Origin of the sequence: Pseudodesulfovibrio sediminis (genome assembly GCF_020886695.1) — a bacterium.
Taxonomy (GTDB): domain Bacteria; phylum Desulfobacterota; class Desulfovibrionia; order Desulfovibrionales; family Desulfovibrionaceae; genus Pseudodesulfovibrio; species Pseudodesulfovibrio sediminis.
Genome location: NZ_AP024485.1, coordinates 1,220,616 through 1,239,930 on the forward strand (window position 1 = coordinate 1,220,616; position 19,315 = coordinate 1,239,930).

The window sequence follows — 19,315 nt, forward strand, 5'->3', positions numbered from 1 at the left end:
ACGATGATTATATTGGTACACACCACCAAAAGTCTTTGAAAAGCAATATAATTTCCCATCTGATTTTGTTTTAAACACTAAGTTTTAAACAGTCAACAATCTCCCAAGACGAAAAAAAGGCCACCCAAATTGGACGGCCTTTCATAGGCACATGTTTTCTGGTGGCTACGTATCGCCTCCGGCGTCCGGCTTGTCACCCTCTCTCGGGTTGGCCACTCCACTCCGCAACTTCGAGCCAAGCGCCGAACCAGCGCCTTGAATGGCGGTATACAACGCCGGTACCACCAGCACGCCGAGCAGGGTTGCCGCGATCATGCCACCGAACACCGAAGTGCCCAGAGCATGGCGGCTGGCCGAACCGGCCCCGGCTGCCCATACCAGCGGGATAACACCGAGGATAAAGGCGAACGAGGTCATCAGAATCGGCCGGAAACGCAGACTGGCGGCTGCCATGGCCGCTTCCCGCAAGTCCATGCCTTCGTCATGCTTTTCCTTGGCATATTCAACGATCATAATGGCGTTTTTGGCCGCCAGACCGATGAGCATGATCAACCCGATCTGCGCATAGACGTTGTTCTCCAGCCCGCGTATCCACTGCGAGGACATGGCACCAAAGATACCAAGCGGCACACAGAAGATAACCGCGAACGGTGTGGTCCAGCTCTCATACTGCGCTGCTAGAACCAGGAAGACCATGATGATGGCGAGCCCGAAGATCATCCCGGCTTCACCACCGGAGTTCTTCTCCTGATAGGCGATACCTGACCAGTCATAGCCATACCCCTGGGGCAGGCTCTTGCGAGCCAGAGCTTCCAGCGCGGCCATGGCCTGACCGGAGCTGTACCCTTCCGTCGGCGACATGGTTATCTCGACTGTGCGGTAGATATTATACCGCTGGACATATTCCGGCCCGGTAATCCGGTCGGAACGACTCAGTGTGGACAAAGGCACCATCTGATTGTCTGCCGAACGCATGTAGAACTGGTTCAGGTCTTCGATGCGCGTGCGGAACTGGGACTCGGCCTGAGCCATGACGCGATAGGTACGCCCGTACTTGTTGAAGTCATTGATATAATAGCCGCCCAGATAGGTCTGCAACGTCTGGAAGACGTCGTTGACCGGCACACCGAGCTTCTTGGCCTTTTCGCGGTCAATGCTCACATCATACTGAGGAACATGCGCGGAAAAGGTGGTAAACACATTACTGATTTCAGGCAATTTCTTGGCCTCGGCCATGAAGGAAGCGGACACTGCTGCCAACTCCTCAATGGAGCCGCCGGTCTTGTCCTGCAACTCAAACTGAAGGCCGCCTGTGGAACTCAGGCCACGGATGGGCGGCGGACCAAAGCCCACGACAATGGCTTCCTGAATACCCCAGAAAGCTTTCTGTGCCTTGGCCATTATGGCGTTTGACGTCAACTCGGGCGTGGTCCGCTCGGACCAGTCGTCCAGAACCACGAAGAATGCGGAGTTATATGAGGAATATGCACCGGTGAGCAGACTAAACCCGCCGAGGCTGACCAAGCTCCGAACGCCTTCGGCATCCTTGAAGTACGCCTCGACCTTTTTGGCCACTGCGTTGGAACGCTCAAGCGACGCGCCCTCAGGGAGCATGGCATTGACGATGAAGTAGCCCTGATCCTCATCAGGCACAAAGCCGGACGGCAGGATCTTGAACAGCCCCGCACACCCCACAACCACAATGAGCACCACGAGAATGCCCAAGACAGCCCGACGAACCAGTGCGCTCACGGCACTATTGTATCGCTTCGTTACCCATTCAAAGGTCACGTTGAACTTCTCAAAGAACCAGCCAAGCGGTCCACGGATGGGTGTGTACGGTCTGAGCAACAGGGCTGACAATGCCGGAGACAATGTCAGAGCGTTGATCGACGAGATGGCCACGGACACGGACAGCGTCAGCGCGAACTGCTTGTACAACTGACCGGTAATACCGCCCATAAACGCAACAGGAATGAACACGGCGATAAGCACCAGCGTACTGGCGATGACCGGACCGGTGACCTGTTTCATGGCGGCTTTGGTCGCCTCTTTGGGCGAAAGTCCCTCGTCATCGATGAAGCGCTGGGTGGCCTCGACCACAACAATGGCGTCATCGACCACGATGCCGATAGCCAACACCAGTCCGAAAAGAGTCAGGGTGTTGATGGAGAAGTCGAGCAACGGGAAAAGCGCAAACGTACCAATCAGCGAAACCGGTACACAGACCATGGGAATGATGGTCGTGCGCCAGTTCTGCAAAAAGATGAAGACCACTAAAAAGACGAGAACCAATGCCTCGATCAGAGTGACCATAACCTCGTCAATAGAGGAACTGACAAACAACGTTGTGTTGTAGGGGATTTGATATTTGACACCTTCAGGGAAGGACTGCGACAATTCGTCCATGGTCTTGTACACGGCATCAGCCACGTCCAGAGCGTTTGCACCCGGCAACTGATAAATGAGAATGGACGCGGTATCCTGGCCGTTCAGTCGGGCAAAGGTGAAATAGTTCTTGGCCCCCAATTCCACACGGGCCACATCCTGCACCTTGACAGAGCTGCCGTCTTCGTTGGCCTTGACGATTATATTGCCAAATTCCTCCGGTTCCGACAGACGCCCTTTGACTCGCAGGGACATCTGGAATTGCTGATCCTTGGGGGACGGAGGCATGCCGATCTGTCCGGCCGGAGCCTGAACGTTTTGTTCTTTCACGGCGTTGATGACATCAGTCACGGTCAAGCCGTACGCAGTCAGCTTATCCGGATTCAACCAAATGCGCATACCATAATCCTGATCGCCGAACAGGGAGACGTCGCCGACGCCCTGAATACGTTTGAGCGCATCATAGAGATTGATCTTTGCGTAGTTGTTGAGAAACAGCGTATTGTAAGCGGGATTATCCGAGGTCAGGTTGATGATCAGGACGATATCGGGCGACTGTTTGCGAACGCTGACACCGGTGTTCCTAACTTCCTGCGGAAGCTGCGGCGACGCCAGGTTCACGCGGTTCTGCACGTCCACGGTGGCCAGTTCGAGATCACGCCCCAGCTCAAAGGTGACCGTCAGGTTCATGGAACCGTCGTTGGCCGAAATCGAAGACATGTACATCATGTCCTGCGCGCCGTTGACCTGCTCCTCAATGGGAGTGGCCACGGATTCCATGACCGTCTGTGCATCCGCACCGGTATAGGTGGTGCTGACCCGGACCGATGGCGGCGCGATCTCTGGATACTGGGCAATGGGGAGAGCAAAAATGGACAACCCACCCACCAGCAGGATGATGATGGCCATCACCGAAGCAAAAATGGGTCTATCTATGAAAAAGCGGATCATGCCTTACTCCGCCTTGTCTTCAGCCGCTGGTGCGGCAGCCGGTGCTTCAGACTGTCCGTCAGCAGTCATGGGGACCACAATGGGTTTGATCTGCATGCCGGGGCGAACCCTGCGCACACCGTCAACGATGACCAGATCGCCCGCTTTCAATCCTTCTTTAATCACAATCATATTGTTGGTTTCAAAACCGATCTTCACGGGCTGGCTCTTGATGACACCGTCCTCATCGACCACATACAGGGATTTCATGCCCTGTGTATCCATGACGCCCACACTGGGGACAACCACGGCATCCTGACTTTCGGCGATCATCACCCGAATCTTGGCATACTGACCGGGACGGAGAATATTGTCCGGGTTCGCGAAAACCACACGAATACCAAGAGAACCGGTCTGCGGGTCAATGGTCGGATCAATCATATCGAAAGCGCCGGGCTGCTCATATTCACTACCATCGGAAAGAATCATCTTGATGGCTCGCCCTGCTTCCTTTGTTCTCTGATCGCGCACAGCACGGATATAATCTGTTTCACTGACGCTGAAACTGACATAAATGGGATCCTGGGAAGAGATGGTGGCAAGCAGCGTGTTTTCACCTTGTCCCACGAGGTTGCCGACGTCCACCTGTACCCGACTGATAAGGCCGTCGATGGGAGCATAAATTTTGGTATAGCCAAGCTGAATCCTGGCGTTCTCCATCTTGGCCTTACTGTCATTGAGCTGGGCCTGATACGTGGCCCGCTCGGTCTGATGGCTCTCGAACTCATCTCGACTGACAACGCCCTCATCAAAGAGTTTCTTGAAGCGTACGTAGTCCTTTTTCGACTTTGTCAGCAACGCGGAGTTGGATGCGACGACAGCCTGAGCCTGTTTCAAGTCTTCCTGGAACGGTTTGGGGTCAATGACAAAAAGCAGATCGCCTTTCTTGACCTGCCTGCCTTCCTCAAACTTCCGCTCCTGAAGGAACCCGGCTACGCGGGCGCGCACTTCAACAGACTCCTTGGCACTGACCTGGCCCACGAACTCGCCCCATTGAGGCATGTTACGCACTTCGGCCTTGATGACCTTCATGGGCACTGGATCCTGCGATGCCTTGGCCGCTTCTTTCTTTTCTTCACCGGAACAACCCAGTGCGCTTGACAGGACGAGCAACACCAAAGCCAGGAGACCAGCATACCGCAATCCGTTTTTCACCATAACGCGAGACCTTTATTAGAATAAATTTAAACGATTTCCAAATTATGCACTATTTCCAGATATCCTAGACTGAAAGCGAAATTATGTACACTATGATTTTAATAAGTAGGAATCTTTTTTGTCCGGCTGAGCCGTGTATATTGACTCTGTGGCATACAGCCCGTACTGAACGAGCAGTGACAACTGCATAAATCCGTATGGAGCGAACAAATGGCTGATAACACCTGTAAAGAAAATCCCATGCAGGGCATTCCCCTGGATATCAATTTCACGACATTCATATACTCACTTTCCTCCTCAGCCATGGTCGCTCTGGGCGAAGCCGCCGACCCGGGTACAGGACAGGTGGAAGTCCACCCCCAGCTGGCAAAGCACACCATTGATGTGCTCGGCATGCTCAAGGACAAGTTTGACAACGGCCTGGACGACAACGAAAAAAAACTGCTCTGCGACATAGTGTACAATCTACGCATGTCGTATGTGAATAAAATCAAGTAGGTTCATAAACATGTCCCACATAATCAAAGCCGGGCTGGTGGGTGTCACCGGCTACACCGGCATGGAATTGTCCCGGCTCATGACCCACCACTCCTCCATGGAGCTGGTGCGCGTCACCTCTCGCGCCGAAGCAGGCAAGAAGCTTGCCGACATCTATCCGTTCCTCCACCGGCTCCCGCTGGGCGAGCTGGTCATCACCCAGCCGGATCCCGCTGACCTGGCTGCCGAGTGTGATGTGGTCTTCCTGGCAGTACCGCACAAGACCGCCATGGGAATCGCCGCCGCTCTGCTCGCGGAAGGGGTGAAGGTCGTGGACCTGTCCGCCGACTTCCGCATCAATGACAAAACCACGTATGAAGAGTGGTACGATGTAGAGCATACCGAGCCCCAGCTTCTGAGCGAAGCCGTGTACGGCCTGCCGGAGCTGTATCTGGACCAGATCATGGGCGCACGCCTCATCGCCAACCCGGGATGTTACCCGACCTCTTCCATCCTCGGCCTGGCACCGGCCCTGTCCGGCGGATTCATTGCGACCGATGACATCGTCATTGACGCCAAGTCCGGGGCTTCCGGAGCCGGACGCGGAGCCAAAGTGGGCACACTCTTCTGTGAAGTGGCCGACAACTTTCGCGCATACAGCCTGCCGGCGCACCGCCATGCACCCGAAATCGAACAGGAGCTTTCCAAGCTCGGCGGCGCGAACATGACCATTTCATTCAATACGCACCTGCTGCCTATCGACCGTGGCATCCTGTCCACCATCTATACCAAGCTGAATACGAACATGGACCTCGACGCGGTCCACGCAGCTTACACCGAGTTCTACTCCGACAAGCCGTTGGTCCGTGTCCTGCCCAAAGGGCAACTGCCGGAAACCCGGTTTGTGCGTGGCACGGTCTTCTGCGATATCGGCGTGGTGGTCGACCCTCGGACAAACCGGCTGATCATTCTCTCGGCCATCGACAATCTGTGTCGTGGCGCATCTGGCCAGGCGCTCATGAACGCCAACCTGATCTGCGGCCTGGATATCGACGAAGGGCTGCCCATGGCCCCAATGATGCCCTAGACAATCGCCCTCTCCCGACAAAGATCAAGGCCACCAAACTGGTGGCCTTTTCTTTTTCTCAATAATGATTATTATGAAAGACAGTCTCAGAATTCAGACAATCTCAGAATAAACCGTAAATCAATGAGGGTACACAGCATGGAATTCAACGACATTCTCGACAACAGAAGAGCCATAAACTTCTTCGATCCTGAAAGGGACATCTCCGAGAGCACCCTTACAGCCATACTCGAAGACGCTGCCGAATCCCCGTCCAGCTTCAATCTGCAACCCTGGAAGGTCAAGATAATCCGCGACCCCAAACGCAAACAGGTGTTGCGCGCCTTGGCATTTGACCAGCCCAAGGTCACTGAAGCACCGGCAGTCCTGATCATACTCGCCGATCGTGATGGATGGAAAGAAGGCTGCGACACTCTGGAAAAGCATTTTGCCAAGGATCTGCAACCCGAACAACGGGACTGGTTCATCAGTACCACCAAGGCGCTGTACGGCAACAGCGAGGAAGCGAGCCAGGCGTTTGCCAACAAAAACGCAGGCCTGTTCGCCATGTCGATAATGTATGCCGCCACCCATCACGGGTTGCACACGCACCCCATGGACGGGTTCGATCATGAGGGCGTACGCAAGGAGTTCAACATCCCTGACAACTACTGGATTCCCATGCTCATCGCAGTGGGACACATGAAGCCAGGCAATGAAATCCAGCCCAAGGCGTGGCGTCAGTCCATTGAAGAGATTATTCTGGATTAATTTCCACAAGGCCGGTTGAACCCTTTGTTCAACCGGCCTTGTGCCTTTCCATTGACTACCCCAGCTTCAGACCATTGGGCACCTGTCTGTCCGGCACGGCCAGAACAACGCCGTCTGCACCGTAAAACCCGGTGACCAGACACTCCGACTTCACGGGACCGATCTGCTTGGAAGGAAAATTCACGACCCCGATCACCTGCTTACCCGCCAACTCTTCAAGAGCATAGACCTCGGTGATCTGGGCACTGGATTTGCGCACGCCGATTTCATCCCCGAAATCCACCCAGAGTTTGTAGGCCGGTACACGTGCTTCAGGAAATTCCTCGGCCTTCAAAATGGTTCCCACACGCAGTTCCACTTTTTCGAAATCGCCCCATCCTATCGTTTCCATGGATCGCTCCTCCACATTGTTCATCGTATTTTCCGTGCCTGAAGATCATGAGATCATGGCTGATTAGTTGCACTCCGACGTACCACCCGCATTAAGAGCAGTCCAGTGACCTCAGACAGAGAAAAGGGAACCCGAGGGTTCCCTTTTCAACTATGGTAGAGAGAGAGTGGCTTGAAACTACTTTCGGACGGCATATGCCGAACAGTTCCTGAGCAGCGCGACCAGCGCCAGGACACCCAGGACCATAACCAGCACCAGATGGACCCATTCGATAGTCAGAATTGCCATTGGATGCAGGGTCACTCCGGGCAGGTTACGGTAAACCCGCAATCCTCCGCTGACGACCAGACCGGCCACCACGCCAACGCGAGCCATACCGAGCGGTGTCAGAGAGAGCTGCCGGTTCCATCCTTTTATCCAGTTGACGACCACAAGGCCTACCACGAACAACAGCAGGGTTGCCAGCAGGTAGTGGAGCTTGTGCACCAGAAAGAAATCCCCGGTCCATGCAAGGCCCGGAACCATGGTCACATAATATCGCTTGGCCAGGGGCATCTGCATGAACCCGGTCAAGGTCAGGGACGCGACGGCCAGTATGAACAAACGGGAAATCCATGCGGAATACGGTCTAACTTGCATCGTCGCCTCCTTCTTCGGAGCCCGTGGAAAGCCGGGAGGCCAGGCCCAGGAACCCGGCAGCTATACCCGCGATCGGCGCAACCAACGTCGCCGTGGCCAGGTTGGTTTCATCCGCCATGACATCCTTGACCGCATCCATGTGCGGTTTGCCGGGGCCAAGCCCCTTTTTACGACCTTTGTTGGCCTTCTTGCCGACGCCCTTGCCGGAATCCTTGTCAATGACCTGATTGATCATCTCGAATGGAACCGGAGAAACATACAGGGTATTTGTCCCGCCGTTCTCCTCCAACCCGTAGATGAAACCGTCCATCTCGGCTGCAAGGGCCTTGGCCCTGGCCACGATCTCGTGGCGGGGCCCGATGGTCTGCACATCCTCGGGACACACAGCAATACAGGCAGGCAGTTCGCCTTTGTCCAGCAATTGATAGCACCGGTCACATTTGTACATGACGCCGTTGCCAGCGAGCCGGGGCATAAGGTTCAGGTACAGGCCGACCCCGGACTGCCGCTGGGGGATATGCCACGGGCAGACAGCCCGACACTTGGCTCCTCCCATACACAGCGCATCATTGATTTTCGTGATACCGGAAAGCTCCTTGTTGGCAGCGCCGAAAGGACACATGTTCGCACACGGCGGATTCTGACAATGCATACACCGCCGGGGTATATTGATGTCATAGTCCTCACCCTTGTACGTCACTTCGGCGTTCTGCAGGGAGAGCCAGTTGTATGGCGTCAAACGATCATCGACATCCCGCTTGTCCGACCAGTCTTCAGTCTTGGCCCGTTTGGCCGGCAGCATGTCCGGGTACGGCTTGACTGGTTCGGGAAACTTTGACGCATTCGATTCACGACATGCGTTGACGCACTCCCCACAGCCAATACACTTGGAAAGATCCAGCAGAGTCGCCAGTTCGCCTTCGGAAGAAGAAGGCACGCGCTCCTGAGCCGCCATTGCGCCGGTAGGAATGAGCATCCCCGCCCCGCCTACGCCCAACGCTTTCAGGAAACCGCGCCGACTGACAGCACCGACCTGTTTTTTATTCTTTGACATGATGCTTCACAACCTCGCATTGGTTTGTTCCACCATTTTTAAATCATGTTGTTACGACAACCAATATACCCTATAGGGGTATTATTTCTTTTGTCAAGAACCCAACCTCAAAGCAGCCAACCCCAAAAAAGGTATAGAGGGTCTCACTGCACATTTAGGAATAAAATACACCAACTTAATGTAATAACACCACTTTAAGCGTGGAAACCGTGCATACATTTGACAAACAGTGACCAATTGAGCTAGTAATCTCCCTTGAATTGATGAGCCTACTCTCACCAAAATACGATCTGTCGCTTAGGCTGACCTCACTCTGAAGGTCATCGACATCTGGCCCAAACAACCAAATTATATTCGTCATCCCGATCTCTTCGGGTGGCTCGCCTTTTGTTTTTTATTGAGGATTATATTATGAGCAAAGACTACCCTTTCTGCCCCGACAAGACCGCAACACTTACAATCGATGGTAAGTCCATCGAACTGCCTGTCCTCGTAGGCACAGAAAACGAACACGCCATTGATATCACTTCGCTCCGAACTGAAACAGGCTATATTACCTTTGATCCCGGATACGGAAACACAGGTTCCTGCACCAGTGATATCACCTTTGTCGATGGCGAAAACGGTATCCTGCGCTATCGCGGCTATCCTATCGAAGAGCTCGCAGCTCACGGCACTTTCATCGAAACAGCCTACCTGCTGATTTTCGGAGAACTGCCCACCCGTGCCGAACGTCAGGAATTTCGCGGCATCCTTGATGAGCAGGAACTCCTGCACGAAGATCTGCGCCACCACTTCGAAGGCTTCCCGTCCAACGGACACCCCATGGCCATTCTGTCCGCGGTCATCAACGCCCTTGGCTGCTACCATCCGGACCTGCTGGAAATCACCAATAAGGATGAATTCCTCCGCGCCGCGGCCAAGATCATCTCCAAGGTGCGCACCATCGCGGCGTGGTCCTATCGCAAGGCCCAGGGACTGCCTTTCATGTACCCGGACCCCAAGCTTTCATACTGCCGCAACTTCCTGCATATGATGCACTCCATCCCGCACAAGCACTTCGAGCCTACTGACGCACAGGTCCGCGCCCTGACGCTCTTCTTCCTGCTGCATGCCGACCATGAGCAAAACTGCTCCTGCTCCACCGTGCGCATGGTCCAGAGCACGGAAGCCAACCTGTTCGCCTCGGTCTCGGCCGGCATCTGCGCCCTGTGGGGCCGCCTGCACGGCGGAGCCAACGCCGGCGTGGTCCACATGCTTGAAAAAATCAGGGACGGAGAGACCTCCATCCCCGAGTACATCGAGCAGGTCAAACGCAAGGAAGTCAGGCTGATGGGATTTGGTCACCGCATCTACAAATCCTTTGATCCGCGCGCAAAAATACTGCGTGAGGCAGCCCACGACATGCTCAACTCCACAGGATACGATGATCCGCTGCTCGACATCGCCCTGGAGTTGGCCGAAGTGGCCTTGAACGACGAATACTTTACCGAACGCAAGCTCTACCCCAATGTCGACTTCTATTCGGGCATCATTCTGCGCGGGCTGGGTATCCCGGTGAACATGTTCCCGGTGATGTTCGCCATCGGCCGCATGCCCGGCTGGATCGCTCACTGGAACGAAACCAACACGGACGGCGTGACCAAAATTCACCGTCCCCGTCAGATCTACACCGGCAAGAAGCCGAGAAAGTACATCCCCGTGGACACTCGCCTGTAGGCAGCGACACGCACAAAAGCACATGCACGAACGCCCCTCGAAAAGGGGCGTTCGCTTTTACAACCATTTGAAATAGCAGTTTATCTGAACACACTCGTTCAAAACCAAACAACGCCGGGAGTACCATTTTCTGCTTGATACTCCCCGAAGGGAATTGTCCGCGCCCCGCTCTCGTCTGGCGGCAAGGACCGAACGCCCCTCCCTTTAACAACCCAATCGGCTTATACACCAACGCTTTACCTTGAACATGAGTCGGTGTAATGATTGCATCAGGAATTTCACGTTCAAAGGACACTTCACCATGAACACCACCCGGAAGATCAACAAGATCGCCTGTCTGGCTTCGGACACGGACAAAGGCCAGGAAGGGCTTGAGCTCCTGTCCGACCGCTACACTTTCGTCGATATCGAGGAAGCAGACGCTTTGGTAGCGCTGGGTGGTGACGGGTTCATTCTCCAGACCATCCATAACAACACGGACCGCGACCTGCCCATTTACGGCATGAACCGGGGGACCATCGGCTTCCTGCTCAACCAGTTCAACCCGGACAACCTGCTGGAGCGCCTCAACAAGGCCCGAAAGCAAACGCTCAACCCGCTGGTCATGGAGGCAACGACGGTCTGGGGCGAACGCCATACAGCCCTCGCCTTTAACGAAGTAGCCCTGTTGCGCTACTCCCAGCAGTCGGCCAATCTCCGTGTCCTGATCAATGGCAGGGAACGGCTGGACAATCTGGTCTGCGACGGCGTCATGGTCGCCACTCCGGCCGGGAGCACGGCCTACAATCTTTCGGCGCGTGGCCCCATCATACCGCTGGGAGCCAACGTGCTCGCGCTGACACCGGTCTGTCCGTTCCGTCCCCGCCGCTGGAACGGGGCGCTTCTGCCGCACTCGGCAGTTGTGGAGTTCGAGGTCCTTGGCGCGGATTATCGCCCAGTGGGGGCAACGGCTGATTCCTACGAAGTCCGCGACATCAAACATATTCTTGTCAAGGAAGACAAATCCAAATCCGTCTGTGTCCTCTTTGACCCGGACCACTCGCTGGAAGAACGCATTTTCAACGAACAATTCGTCCACTAGAAACGGGCCATTCCCTTGAGGCCATTGTACAATTGACGAATAAAAGTATACTGTGCCTCGATTTCAACCCGAATTTCATATTCCGACCCTCTTTACTATATTACTCATTTGGTCGGAATTCACATCATACATTGTAGGTAAAAATGGAAAACGAAAACCAAACCCCTGAGACAGGGACAGACGAGGCCAAACCGGAGACCCTGTTCCCGGAAATGGCCTTTGAAGACTTGTCCGATGCCATGCGGGCCGCCTGTGATCGCGCAGGCTGGGACAAACTGATGCCCGTACAGCAAAAAGCATTGCCGTATCTTATTCAGGGACAGGACGTCATGGTCCAGGCCCGGACCGGCTCCGGCAAAACCGGCGCATTCGTGCTGCCGCTCATTGAAAAACTCGATGCTTCCCGCCCGGCCTGTCAGGCCCTGATCATGGTCCCCACTCGCGAACTGGCCCAGCAGGTTGCTCAGGAAGCCACCATGCTGTCCGGCAAGGACGGCCTCAAGGTCGTGGCCGTTTATGGTGGCGTGGGCTACAAGGAACAGGTCGATGCCTTCCGCAACGGCGTTCACCTCGTTGTCGGCACCCCCGGGCGTATCCTGGACCACCTCATGCGCCGCAACCTTATCCTCGACGATCTCAAAGTATTGCTCTTTGACGAAGCCGACCGCATGCTCTCCGTCGGTTTCTACCCCGACATGGTGGAAGTAAAACGCTACCTGCCGCGCGATCTCGTGGGCGCGTTCATGTTCTCGGCCACCTTTCCCCCGTCCGTACTCCGGCTGGCGGAAGAATTCATGCACAAGCCTGAATTTTTGAACCTGTCCAGTGATGAAGAAAACATTTCATCCATCGCCCACCAGTTTGTGGAAGTGCAGGCCATGGGCAAGGAACGCAAACTCATCAAATTCATCGAGCTGGAAAACCCGGCATCCGCCATCATTTTCTGCAACACAAAGCGCAACGTTGAATTTACCGCCGCATTGCTCTCCCAGTTCGGGTTCGACGCCGAAGGACTGACGTCTGATCTAACCCAGAAGAAACGCGAAAAACTCATGGCCCAGATCAAGGCCGGCGAGTTGCGCTTCCTGGTTGCCACCGATGTGGCGGCGCGCGGCATCGACATTCCCGATCTCTCTCACGTCTTCATGATGGAGCCGCCGGAAGACCCGGAATCCTACGTGCACCGTGCCGGTCGCACAGGGCGCGCCGGAGCTTCGGGCACGGCCATCACCATGGTGGACGTCATCCAGAAGATGGAGTTGGAGCGTATCGCCTCCCGCTTCAAGATCACCTTTGAAGAAATCAAGGACCCCACTGAGGAAGATGTCACGGCCATTATCGAGGAGCGCCTCACAGCCATCCTTGAAAAACGGTTTCGCAAGCTGACCAATATCCAGAAGGAGCGGGTGTCCCGCTTCCTGCCTCTGGCCAAAAAGTATGCTGAAGATGAAGAAGCCCTGGCTCTGCTGGCCATGCTGCTGGACGACATTTACCAACCGACCCTGCACGGCAAACCGGACGAACCCCAACAAAAACAGGAACCGTCCAGACCAGCCAAACCTAAACAGATGGGTCGGGAACCACGTCAGGCGCCTAGCCGTACTTACCGTGAACGGCAGCCACAACGCAGCCCCAAACGCGAAGAACCGCGTCAGGAAAAACGTGAGCCCAAACGCGAGGAAACTCGGCAGCCACGGCAGGAAGAACGCCCGGCGGACAATAAGCCCCGCGACAACGCGCCCAAGCAGTCTGAAGGGGAGAGCAAGCCCAAGGCAAAAAGGCGCAGGCGACGGAGAAGAAGGAAACCCTCCGGCAGCTAGACCGTGACTAAAAATCTAATCCTCGGCCTGGCAGCAGGCTACCATTACGGTGATGTTCGCCCGTTTCTCGCCTCCCTCGACAGGGTGGCGTTTGCGGGCGATCTTGTGTTGTTTGTGTCCGACACGACCCGTGATCTGGACAAAATCACAGCACATGGCGCGACCATCACCCCGACAGAACGCACCGAGGTCCTGAAAGACATTCCCTATAACGGGCTCCGGTACTTCCTGTATACGGAATGGCTTGCCACATGCGGTCAAACCTACGATCGCATCCTTCTCGCCGATGTGCGCGACGTGATCTTCCAGCGTGAACCATTTTCATATCCCTGGCCGGACGGCATCAGCTGTACCCTTGAAGATGGGAGCGCAACCATAGGAAACTGCCCGCACAACAGTCATTGGGTCCAGGGGCATCTCGGCGACGACATGCTTGCCCGACTCGCAGACAGGCCCATATCCTGCTCCGGCACCACCGTTGCAGACCAGCCAGCCATGCTGGATTATCTTGAAAAGCAGACTGACAGCCTCAGGACATATGTCCCTGCGCACCGTATGGCCGGATATGATCAGGCCATCCACAACATGCTCATCCATACGGGTCGGCTCGACAATATGACTCTTTTCGACAACTCCGGCCCCATTCTCACCCTGGGACAAACCCAGGGTGAACCGGCCCAGGATGCCGAAGGATATATCCTCAACGATGTCGGCGAACAAGCGCACCTGGTACACCAGTATGATCGCAAACCAGCCTTGTTCAACGCCATACGGAAACAATTCGCGCACTGATCCGCTCTTCTTTCACAGGCCGTACACATCACGATAAAGCCCGGAAACACCTGTTCCCGGGCTTACATTTTCATCAGTATACGACCTGGCCCACCGAGTATGGTGCCCGCCGCCTTTCCTACCGCCCTCTAAGGGCAGCAAGAGGGGGCGAAGCCACAACACGAACATGGGTGTCAGCACCTATCGCCCCAGCATTATGCTGTCCATTAAACCTGAAAAAGGCGACAGCGGAACGCAGCAACTCACTCTGTCCAGCCAATTGCTGGCTTGTGGACGACATCTCCTCAGAAACGGACGCATTGGATTGGATGATCCGATCCAGCTGTTGAATCGAATCATTGATCTCTGAAGCGCCACTATTCTGTTCATTGCTCGCAGCAGCGATCTCATCCACAAGTTCAGCCGTCTGCTTGATATCAGGAATGATCTTGTCCAGCATTTCACCGGCTTTTTCCGCTATTGCAACGCTGGAAACAGACAGCTCGCTTATATCCGCCGCCGCATTGCCGCTATGCTCCGCGAGTTTACGCACCTCTGCCGCGACAACGGCGAATCCCTTGCCATGTTCACCGGCTCGTGCGGCTTCAATGGCCGCATTCAAAGCCAGCAGGTTGGTCTGTCGGGCAATATCTTCGATCACGCTGATCCTCTCGGCAATATCCTTCATGGCTTTCACGGTTTCCAAGACGGCAGCGCCACCAATTTCAGCGTCGTTTGCGACCTGTAACGCGATCTTCTGTGTCTGGGTCGCGTTTTCTGCATTCCGACGAATACTGCTCACTATCTGCTCCACACTGGAAGAAACCTCCTCAATATTAGCAGCCTGTGTATTGGCTCCTTCAGCCAACGTCTCAGACGTCACCGAAAGCTCATTGCTTCCTGAAGCCACTTCTTCGGTGGCTTGATTAATGGAGATCATGGTTTCCGCGAGTTTGCCCGTCATCATATTCAGCGCACGCGACATATCGCCCATCTCGTCCACTTTCTGCAGGCTCTTTTCAGGGATGGAAATATCCAGATCGCCTTCCGCGACCTTCTCGAGAATATCCACAGACGATTGTGTTGCCTTAGCAATAAGGCCAACGATAAAGAAAACGACACCGGCAACAGCCAGCAGCATCAACAATGTCCCGACAATTGCCGAATTTCTGATGGAGTCCAACGGACTCATCAACTCTCCGAGAGGCGCGGTGACAGCCACAATCCACCCCGCCTTTTCAGACTCGCCAAAAACCATGGTCTTCCATTGCTTTTGTTCTTCGAAATAGTATTTATATATCCCGTTCCGTTGTTTCAGCATGGCCTGGCCATAGCCGGATTTGCTGATATTGAGATCCATGACAAATTTCTTGTTGGGATGTCCGACAATAATTCCGGTAGAGTCAATGGCAAATGCATATCCATTTTTCCCGATCTTGATCGGAGACAGGATCATGTCATATAAATCATTGATACGAATAACAGCGAACAATACTCCGACGACAGCGCCGTTTGTTGCCCTGATCGGGGCAGAAGCGACAAAGATTGGGCTCCCTGTCGCTTTACTGATAAGTGGTTTTGATCGGCCCAGCTCCCCTCCCATCGCGGTTTTGAAATACCCTCGATCAAAGACATTGAGACTGGCATAGCTTGCAGGGCTGGCAGCCACCACTTGCCCATCCTGTCCCACAAGTGCAAGGGCTTCATACCAGGGAAAGTCATTCAAGGCATTTTCGGTGAAGACTGACACTCTGGCGACTGCTTGCGAATCTCCTTGAACAGCCTGGGCAAACTGTGCGTTACGACTCCAGTTGGACAGGTTGCCCACCATATTGTCGACCCAATCATCAACGGCTCTGACCGCTGCGCTCTGGTCTCGTTCAATTGAATGAATGATTTCATCCTCAATAATTTCGGAAGATTTCAAGTAGCTGAACACCTGTAGTACAGCGACTCCAAGTATAACAATCCCCAGTAATGGAATAATAAGCTGCCCTCTCAACTTTACTTTAAACAAAAGTACTCCCTCCGTTCAGCACGATTTTATCATGCAATCTTTTATAATGAGATCACCATAACTCTGATCGATGATTTAAACTTTTGTTTATAAATTGTACATAATAAACTCATTTCTGTATAATCTTCCTTTGACGCGATAATTTACAGTAAAAATCACCATACAATTATATTTTTACACAATTTTAAACGTTGAAATCGCATTTAATAGCAATTTATTTTGTAGCAATACATCTTATAGAAAAAATCTTTACAAACTAACAACAGTATTAAAAGTTATTATTTTAATCACATACCAAATACAGCATACTCGACCATCATAAGCAATGAGTAGAATACAAGAAATCTTAATTATATAGTTATCACAGCGCGACATACAAACCATTGCTTGCCACGTCGTAACGCCCACTCAATGAGACTCCATAACAGGTCGTAATACTGAACGTTAACACAACCGACTCCAACAACAGATTCTTTCTCTGGGCCACCTTTTCGATTCCGTTGCAAAGGGGCGACAGCAGCAAAAACGCCTCCTCCGATAAGTCACAGCCTCATTTTCTTAACAATTCTTAATATTTTTTATTCTAATTCTGCAGAAGGCTGGCCTGCTGCTTGCTGCCAACAGCGCATGGCTAGAGGCAGGCAATTCTTGCCGCTTTATCAACCTCCAACACAAAGGAGAGTAGTATGAGCATCTCAGCAATCGGCTCAGGGTCTGCTCTGGGACAGATGACAGGGCTATCCAGGAGCGAGAAACCAAGCTCGGATGACATTGCCGCGTCCATTTTCGAAAGGGATGACGCAGACGGTGACGGCCTGCTGAATCTCGATGAAACACCGCTGGATGAAGAGCGCTTCAATTCCATTGATACGGACGGTGACGGGTTCATCACTGCCAAGGAATTGACCGCTGACATTGAAGCAAACATGGCAGAAGGTATGCCTGTGGCACCTCCCGGCGCACAGGAACAGGCTGCGACGGCAACCGGTTCCGGTTCGGCAGACTCCTCCAGCAGCAGTGAAAACGAAGAGGAATACGACACGTATGATCTGAATGAAGATGGTGTTGTGACTCTCGACGAACTGCTTCAGGCATTCCAGAGTGGCGACTCCAGCCTCAAGTCCGTTTTCGAAAGCTTGGGTGATGGCGCCGTGTCCAGCATGACAACCCGCCTCGCCATGGAAGCGTATCAGGCGCAGATGGGCTAGCAGATGATTCGTCCCCGGTTTTCGACGCAATGGCGTCGAGACCGTACTTATCAGAGGGGGCATCTCCCTCAGGGACGAGAGAGATGCAGAGCTTTCACCGTCACATGTCGCTTGACTGCCATACAGCCGAAGGTCCACTTCTTTGGCTGTTTGTCGTTAGTCCCCACAGCCGAGCGCTAGTCCTCGCCCTGCATGCCGTGCATGTTTTCATCCAGCTTTGCCGCCAGATTTGCCAGATCATCCACGGAATGCGCCACAGTCTCCATGGATTCAGCGGTCTCACCGGCTATGAGATTAACCGAATCCACGGCCCGATTGATCTCCTCACTGGCGGAGGACTGTTCTTCGGAAGCAGTGGCAATGCTCTCCACCTGCGAGGCGGTGTCACGAGAACAATCCAGAATTTCCTGCAAGGATTTTCCAGCCTCATCGCACATCTCTGACACCTGCTCAATGCTCTGTACAGTCTCATCCGTGGCTTGAATACTCTTGTCCGAACTTCCCTGAATGGCAGAAATGAATTCAGAAACATTTTTCGTGGCATGCAGGGTCTTTTCCGCCAACTTGCGGATTTCGTCCGCTACAACGGAGAACCCTCTGCCCGCTTCGCCCGCTCTGGCCGCCTCGATGGCTGCGTTCAGGGCCAACAGGTTGGTCTGATCAGCTATGTCCGAGATGACCTGCATAATGGAAGAAATTCCCTGGCTATGCTTCCCCAGCGCGCCCATTTCCTTACGAAGATTTACCGCCTTTGAATTCACTTCATCCATGACCTGGATCATCTCGTTGACAAGACCTGATCCTGAACGAGCGATATCCTGTGTCTGCCGCGCTACCTCTGCCGCGCCTCCCGCATTTTTGGCAACCTCCAGAATCGTCTGGTTCATTTCCATCATCGCGGTCGCCACTTCTTCCACACGATCTCGCTGTTCTTGCATGCCCGTGCTGGAAACTGCGACTTCAGATCGAATTTTGTCGGAGGATCTAGCCACCTGCTCAGATATCTTGCTTGCTTCCTCAACGCCGTTGGCTATTCGCGTATTTTGTTCCGTTATATGGCGTTCTTTCAAAACGACGTTGGTGAAATCCATGATCGTGGTAAAGCCCCCCACAAGCTTACCCTGCAAATCATAAATGGGTGACGCAGCAACAGAAATATATTTGACCGTCCCCTTGCTCCCTGTCACCTCTGTCTTGGCAAAGAGCTTCTTATCCTCTTTCATACACCGCTCTGTCACGGTTTCCCGGTTGTCCCCATAGAAAAACATAGAGAAGTTGCTACCAATAAAGTCCTCAGGAACCCCGTCTTTTTCCAAAAGCTTGAGCGTGCTTTCATTGATCCATTTAATAGTGCCACAGAGTTCAACAACAACCATGGGGGTCATGATATTGTTGATCATGGCCTCACTGATTCCGATTTTGTGAACAAGAGCATCACGCAAACGATCTATTTTATCGGCGAGTTTAGGGTGCAGATTTTTTTTAAGGGATTCTTCTGAAGACGAAAAATCCATTTCAACGAGTTGACCTACCTGCTGCATTGCAGCAACACGTTCTTTATCACATTTGATTTGCTGCAAAAGAACAAAGCCCAGCAACAATACGATCGCCCCGACATGCAAGGCCACTCCAACTACACTACCTGAAAAGTACAAACCACAAGCAAGCAAAAGACCAACAACCACCAATCCTGCCACAATCTGTTTCGTCATCTGTATTTTCTCCTGAATAAACGCAACCCACTCTCATAAAAACATATTGGCAA

General features: G+C 53.5%; 15 protein-coding genes. 8 read left to right on the forward strand and 7 right to left on the reverse strand.

What is annotated here, in order from left to right; all coding sequences use genetic code 11:
- Window positions 1–165: 165 nt before the first annotated feature.
- Window positions 166–3,339 (reverse strand): efflux RND transporter permease subunit, encoded by a 3,174-nt coding sequence (locus tag SRBAKS_RS06005; protein WP_229594953.1) that lies wholly within the window; start codon window positions 3,337–3,339, stop codon window positions 166–168.
- Window positions 3,340–3,342: 3 nt separating this feature from the next.
- Window positions 3,343–4,536 carry an efflux RND transporter periplasmic adaptor subunit gene (locus SRBAKS_RS06010; RefSeq protein ID WP_229594954.1) on the reverse strand — a complete coding sequence of 398 codons (1,194 nt, stop codon included), beginning with the start codon at window positions 4,534–4,536 and terminating at the stop codon, window positions 3,343–3,345.
- 210 nt (window positions 4,537–4,746) lie between these two features.
- On the opposite strand from SRBAKS_RS06010, the gene SRBAKS_RS06015 reads away from it, so the two are divergent.
- The 3 genes from SRBAKS_RS06015 (at window position 4,747) to SRBAKS_RS06025 (ending at window position 6,850) form a co-directional block, all read left to right on the forward strand.
- Entirely contained in the window at window positions 4,747–5,034 is a 288-nt protein-coding gene (locus SRBAKS_RS06015; RefSeq protein ID WP_229594955.1) for a DUF1844 domain-containing protein, read from the forward strand.
- A 10-nt stretch (window positions 5,035–5,044) separates the two neighbouring features.
- On the forward strand, window positions 5,045–6,100 hold the full coding sequence (argC, locus tag SRBAKS_RS06020; protein WP_229594956.1) for an N-acetyl-gamma-glutamyl-phosphate reductase: 1,056 nt from the start codon (window positions 5,045–5,047) through the stop codon (window positions 6,098–6,100).
- 138 nt (window positions 6,101–6,238) lie between these two features.
- Window positions 6,239–6,850, forward strand: a complete 612-nt coding sequence (locus SRBAKS_RS06025) for a nitroreductase family protein (RefSeq protein WP_229594957.1) — start codon at window positions 6,239–6,241, stop codon at window positions 6,848–6,850.
- A 55-nt stretch (window positions 6,851–6,905) separates the two neighbouring features.
- Here SRBAKS_RS06025 and SRBAKS_RS06030 read toward each other — a convergent pair whose 3' ends face one another.
- From SRBAKS_RS06030 to SRBAKS_RS06040, 3 genes are all read right to left on the reverse strand, one after another.
- On the reverse strand, window positions 6,906–7,241 hold the full coding sequence (locus SRBAKS_RS06030) for a tRNA-binding protein (protein ID WP_229594958.1): 336 nt from the start codon (window positions 7,239–7,241) through the stop codon (window positions 6,906–6,908).
- 177 nt (window positions 7,242–7,418) lie between these two features.
- Window positions 7,419–7,880 (reverse strand): 4Fe-4S ferredoxin, encoded by a 462-nt coding sequence (locus SRBAKS_RS06035; RefSeq protein ID WP_229594960.1) that lies wholly within the window; start codon window positions 7,878–7,880, stop codon window positions 7,419–7,421.
- Complete coding sequence (locus SRBAKS_RS06040) at window positions 7,870–8,934, reverse strand: 4Fe-4S dicluster domain-containing protein (RefSeq protein WP_229594962.1); 1,065 nt, start codon at window positions 8,932–8,934, stop codon at window positions 7,870–7,872. The genes SRBAKS_RS06035 and SRBAKS_RS06040 overlap by 11 nt, the downstream gene beginning before the upstream one ends.
- A 411-nt stretch (window positions 8,935–9,345) precedes the next feature.
- Between SRBAKS_RS06040 and SRBAKS_RS06045 the strand changes: the two genes are divergently transcribed.
- The 4 genes from SRBAKS_RS06045 (at window position 9,346) to SRBAKS_RS06060 (ending at window position 14,346) form a co-directional block, all read left to right on the forward strand.
- The gene (locus tag SRBAKS_RS06045) at window positions 9,346–10,653 is read left to right on the forward strand and encodes a citrate synthase (protein WP_229594979.1); all 1,308 of its coding nucleotides are present in this window, start codon (window positions 9,346–9,348) and stop codon (window positions 10,651–10,653) included.
- Window positions 10,654–10,954: 301 nt separating this feature from the next.
- Window positions 10,955–11,734 (forward strand): NAD kinase, encoded by a 780-nt coding sequence (locus SRBAKS_RS06050; protein ID WP_229594986.1) that lies wholly within the window; start codon window positions 10,955–10,957, stop codon window positions 11,732–11,734.
- 143 nt (window positions 11,735–11,877) lie between these two features.
- Entirely contained in the window at window positions 11,878–13,554 is a 1,677-nt protein-coding gene (locus SRBAKS_RS06055; RefSeq protein WP_229594988.1) for a DEAD/DEAH box helicase, read from the forward strand.
- Window positions 13,555–13,557: 3 nt separating this feature from the next.
- A complete protein-coding gene (locus tag SRBAKS_RS06060) occupies window positions 13,558–14,346 on the forward strand; it encodes a hypothetical protein (RefSeq protein WP_229594990.1) in 789 nt (262 codons plus the stop codon).
- A gap of 118 nt (window positions 14,347–14,464) precedes the next feature.
- On the opposite strand, the gene SRBAKS_RS06065 is transcribed toward SRBAKS_RS06060, so the two are convergent.
- Window positions 14,465–16,342 (reverse strand): methyl-accepting chemotaxis protein, encoded by a 1,878-nt coding sequence (locus SRBAKS_RS06065; protein ID WP_229594992.1) that lies wholly within the window; start codon window positions 16,340–16,342, stop codon window positions 14,465–14,467.
- Window positions 16,343–17,028: 686 nt separating this feature from the next.
- On the opposite strand from SRBAKS_RS06065, the gene SRBAKS_RS06070 reads away from it, so the two are divergent.
- Window positions 17,029–17,550, forward strand: a complete 522-nt coding sequence (locus tag SRBAKS_RS06070) for an EF-hand domain-containing protein (RefSeq protein ID WP_229594994.1) — start codon at window positions 17,029–17,031, stop codon at window positions 17,548–17,550.
- 176 nt (window positions 17,551–17,726) lie between these two features.
- Here SRBAKS_RS06070 and SRBAKS_RS06075 read toward each other — a convergent pair whose 3' ends face one another.
- On the reverse strand, window positions 17,727–19,262 hold the full coding sequence (locus tag SRBAKS_RS06075) for a methyl-accepting chemotaxis protein (protein ID WP_229594996.1): 1,536 nt from the start codon (window positions 19,260–19,262) through the stop codon (window positions 17,727–17,729).
- Between the last annotated feature and the right edge of the window lie 53 nt (window positions 19,263–19,315).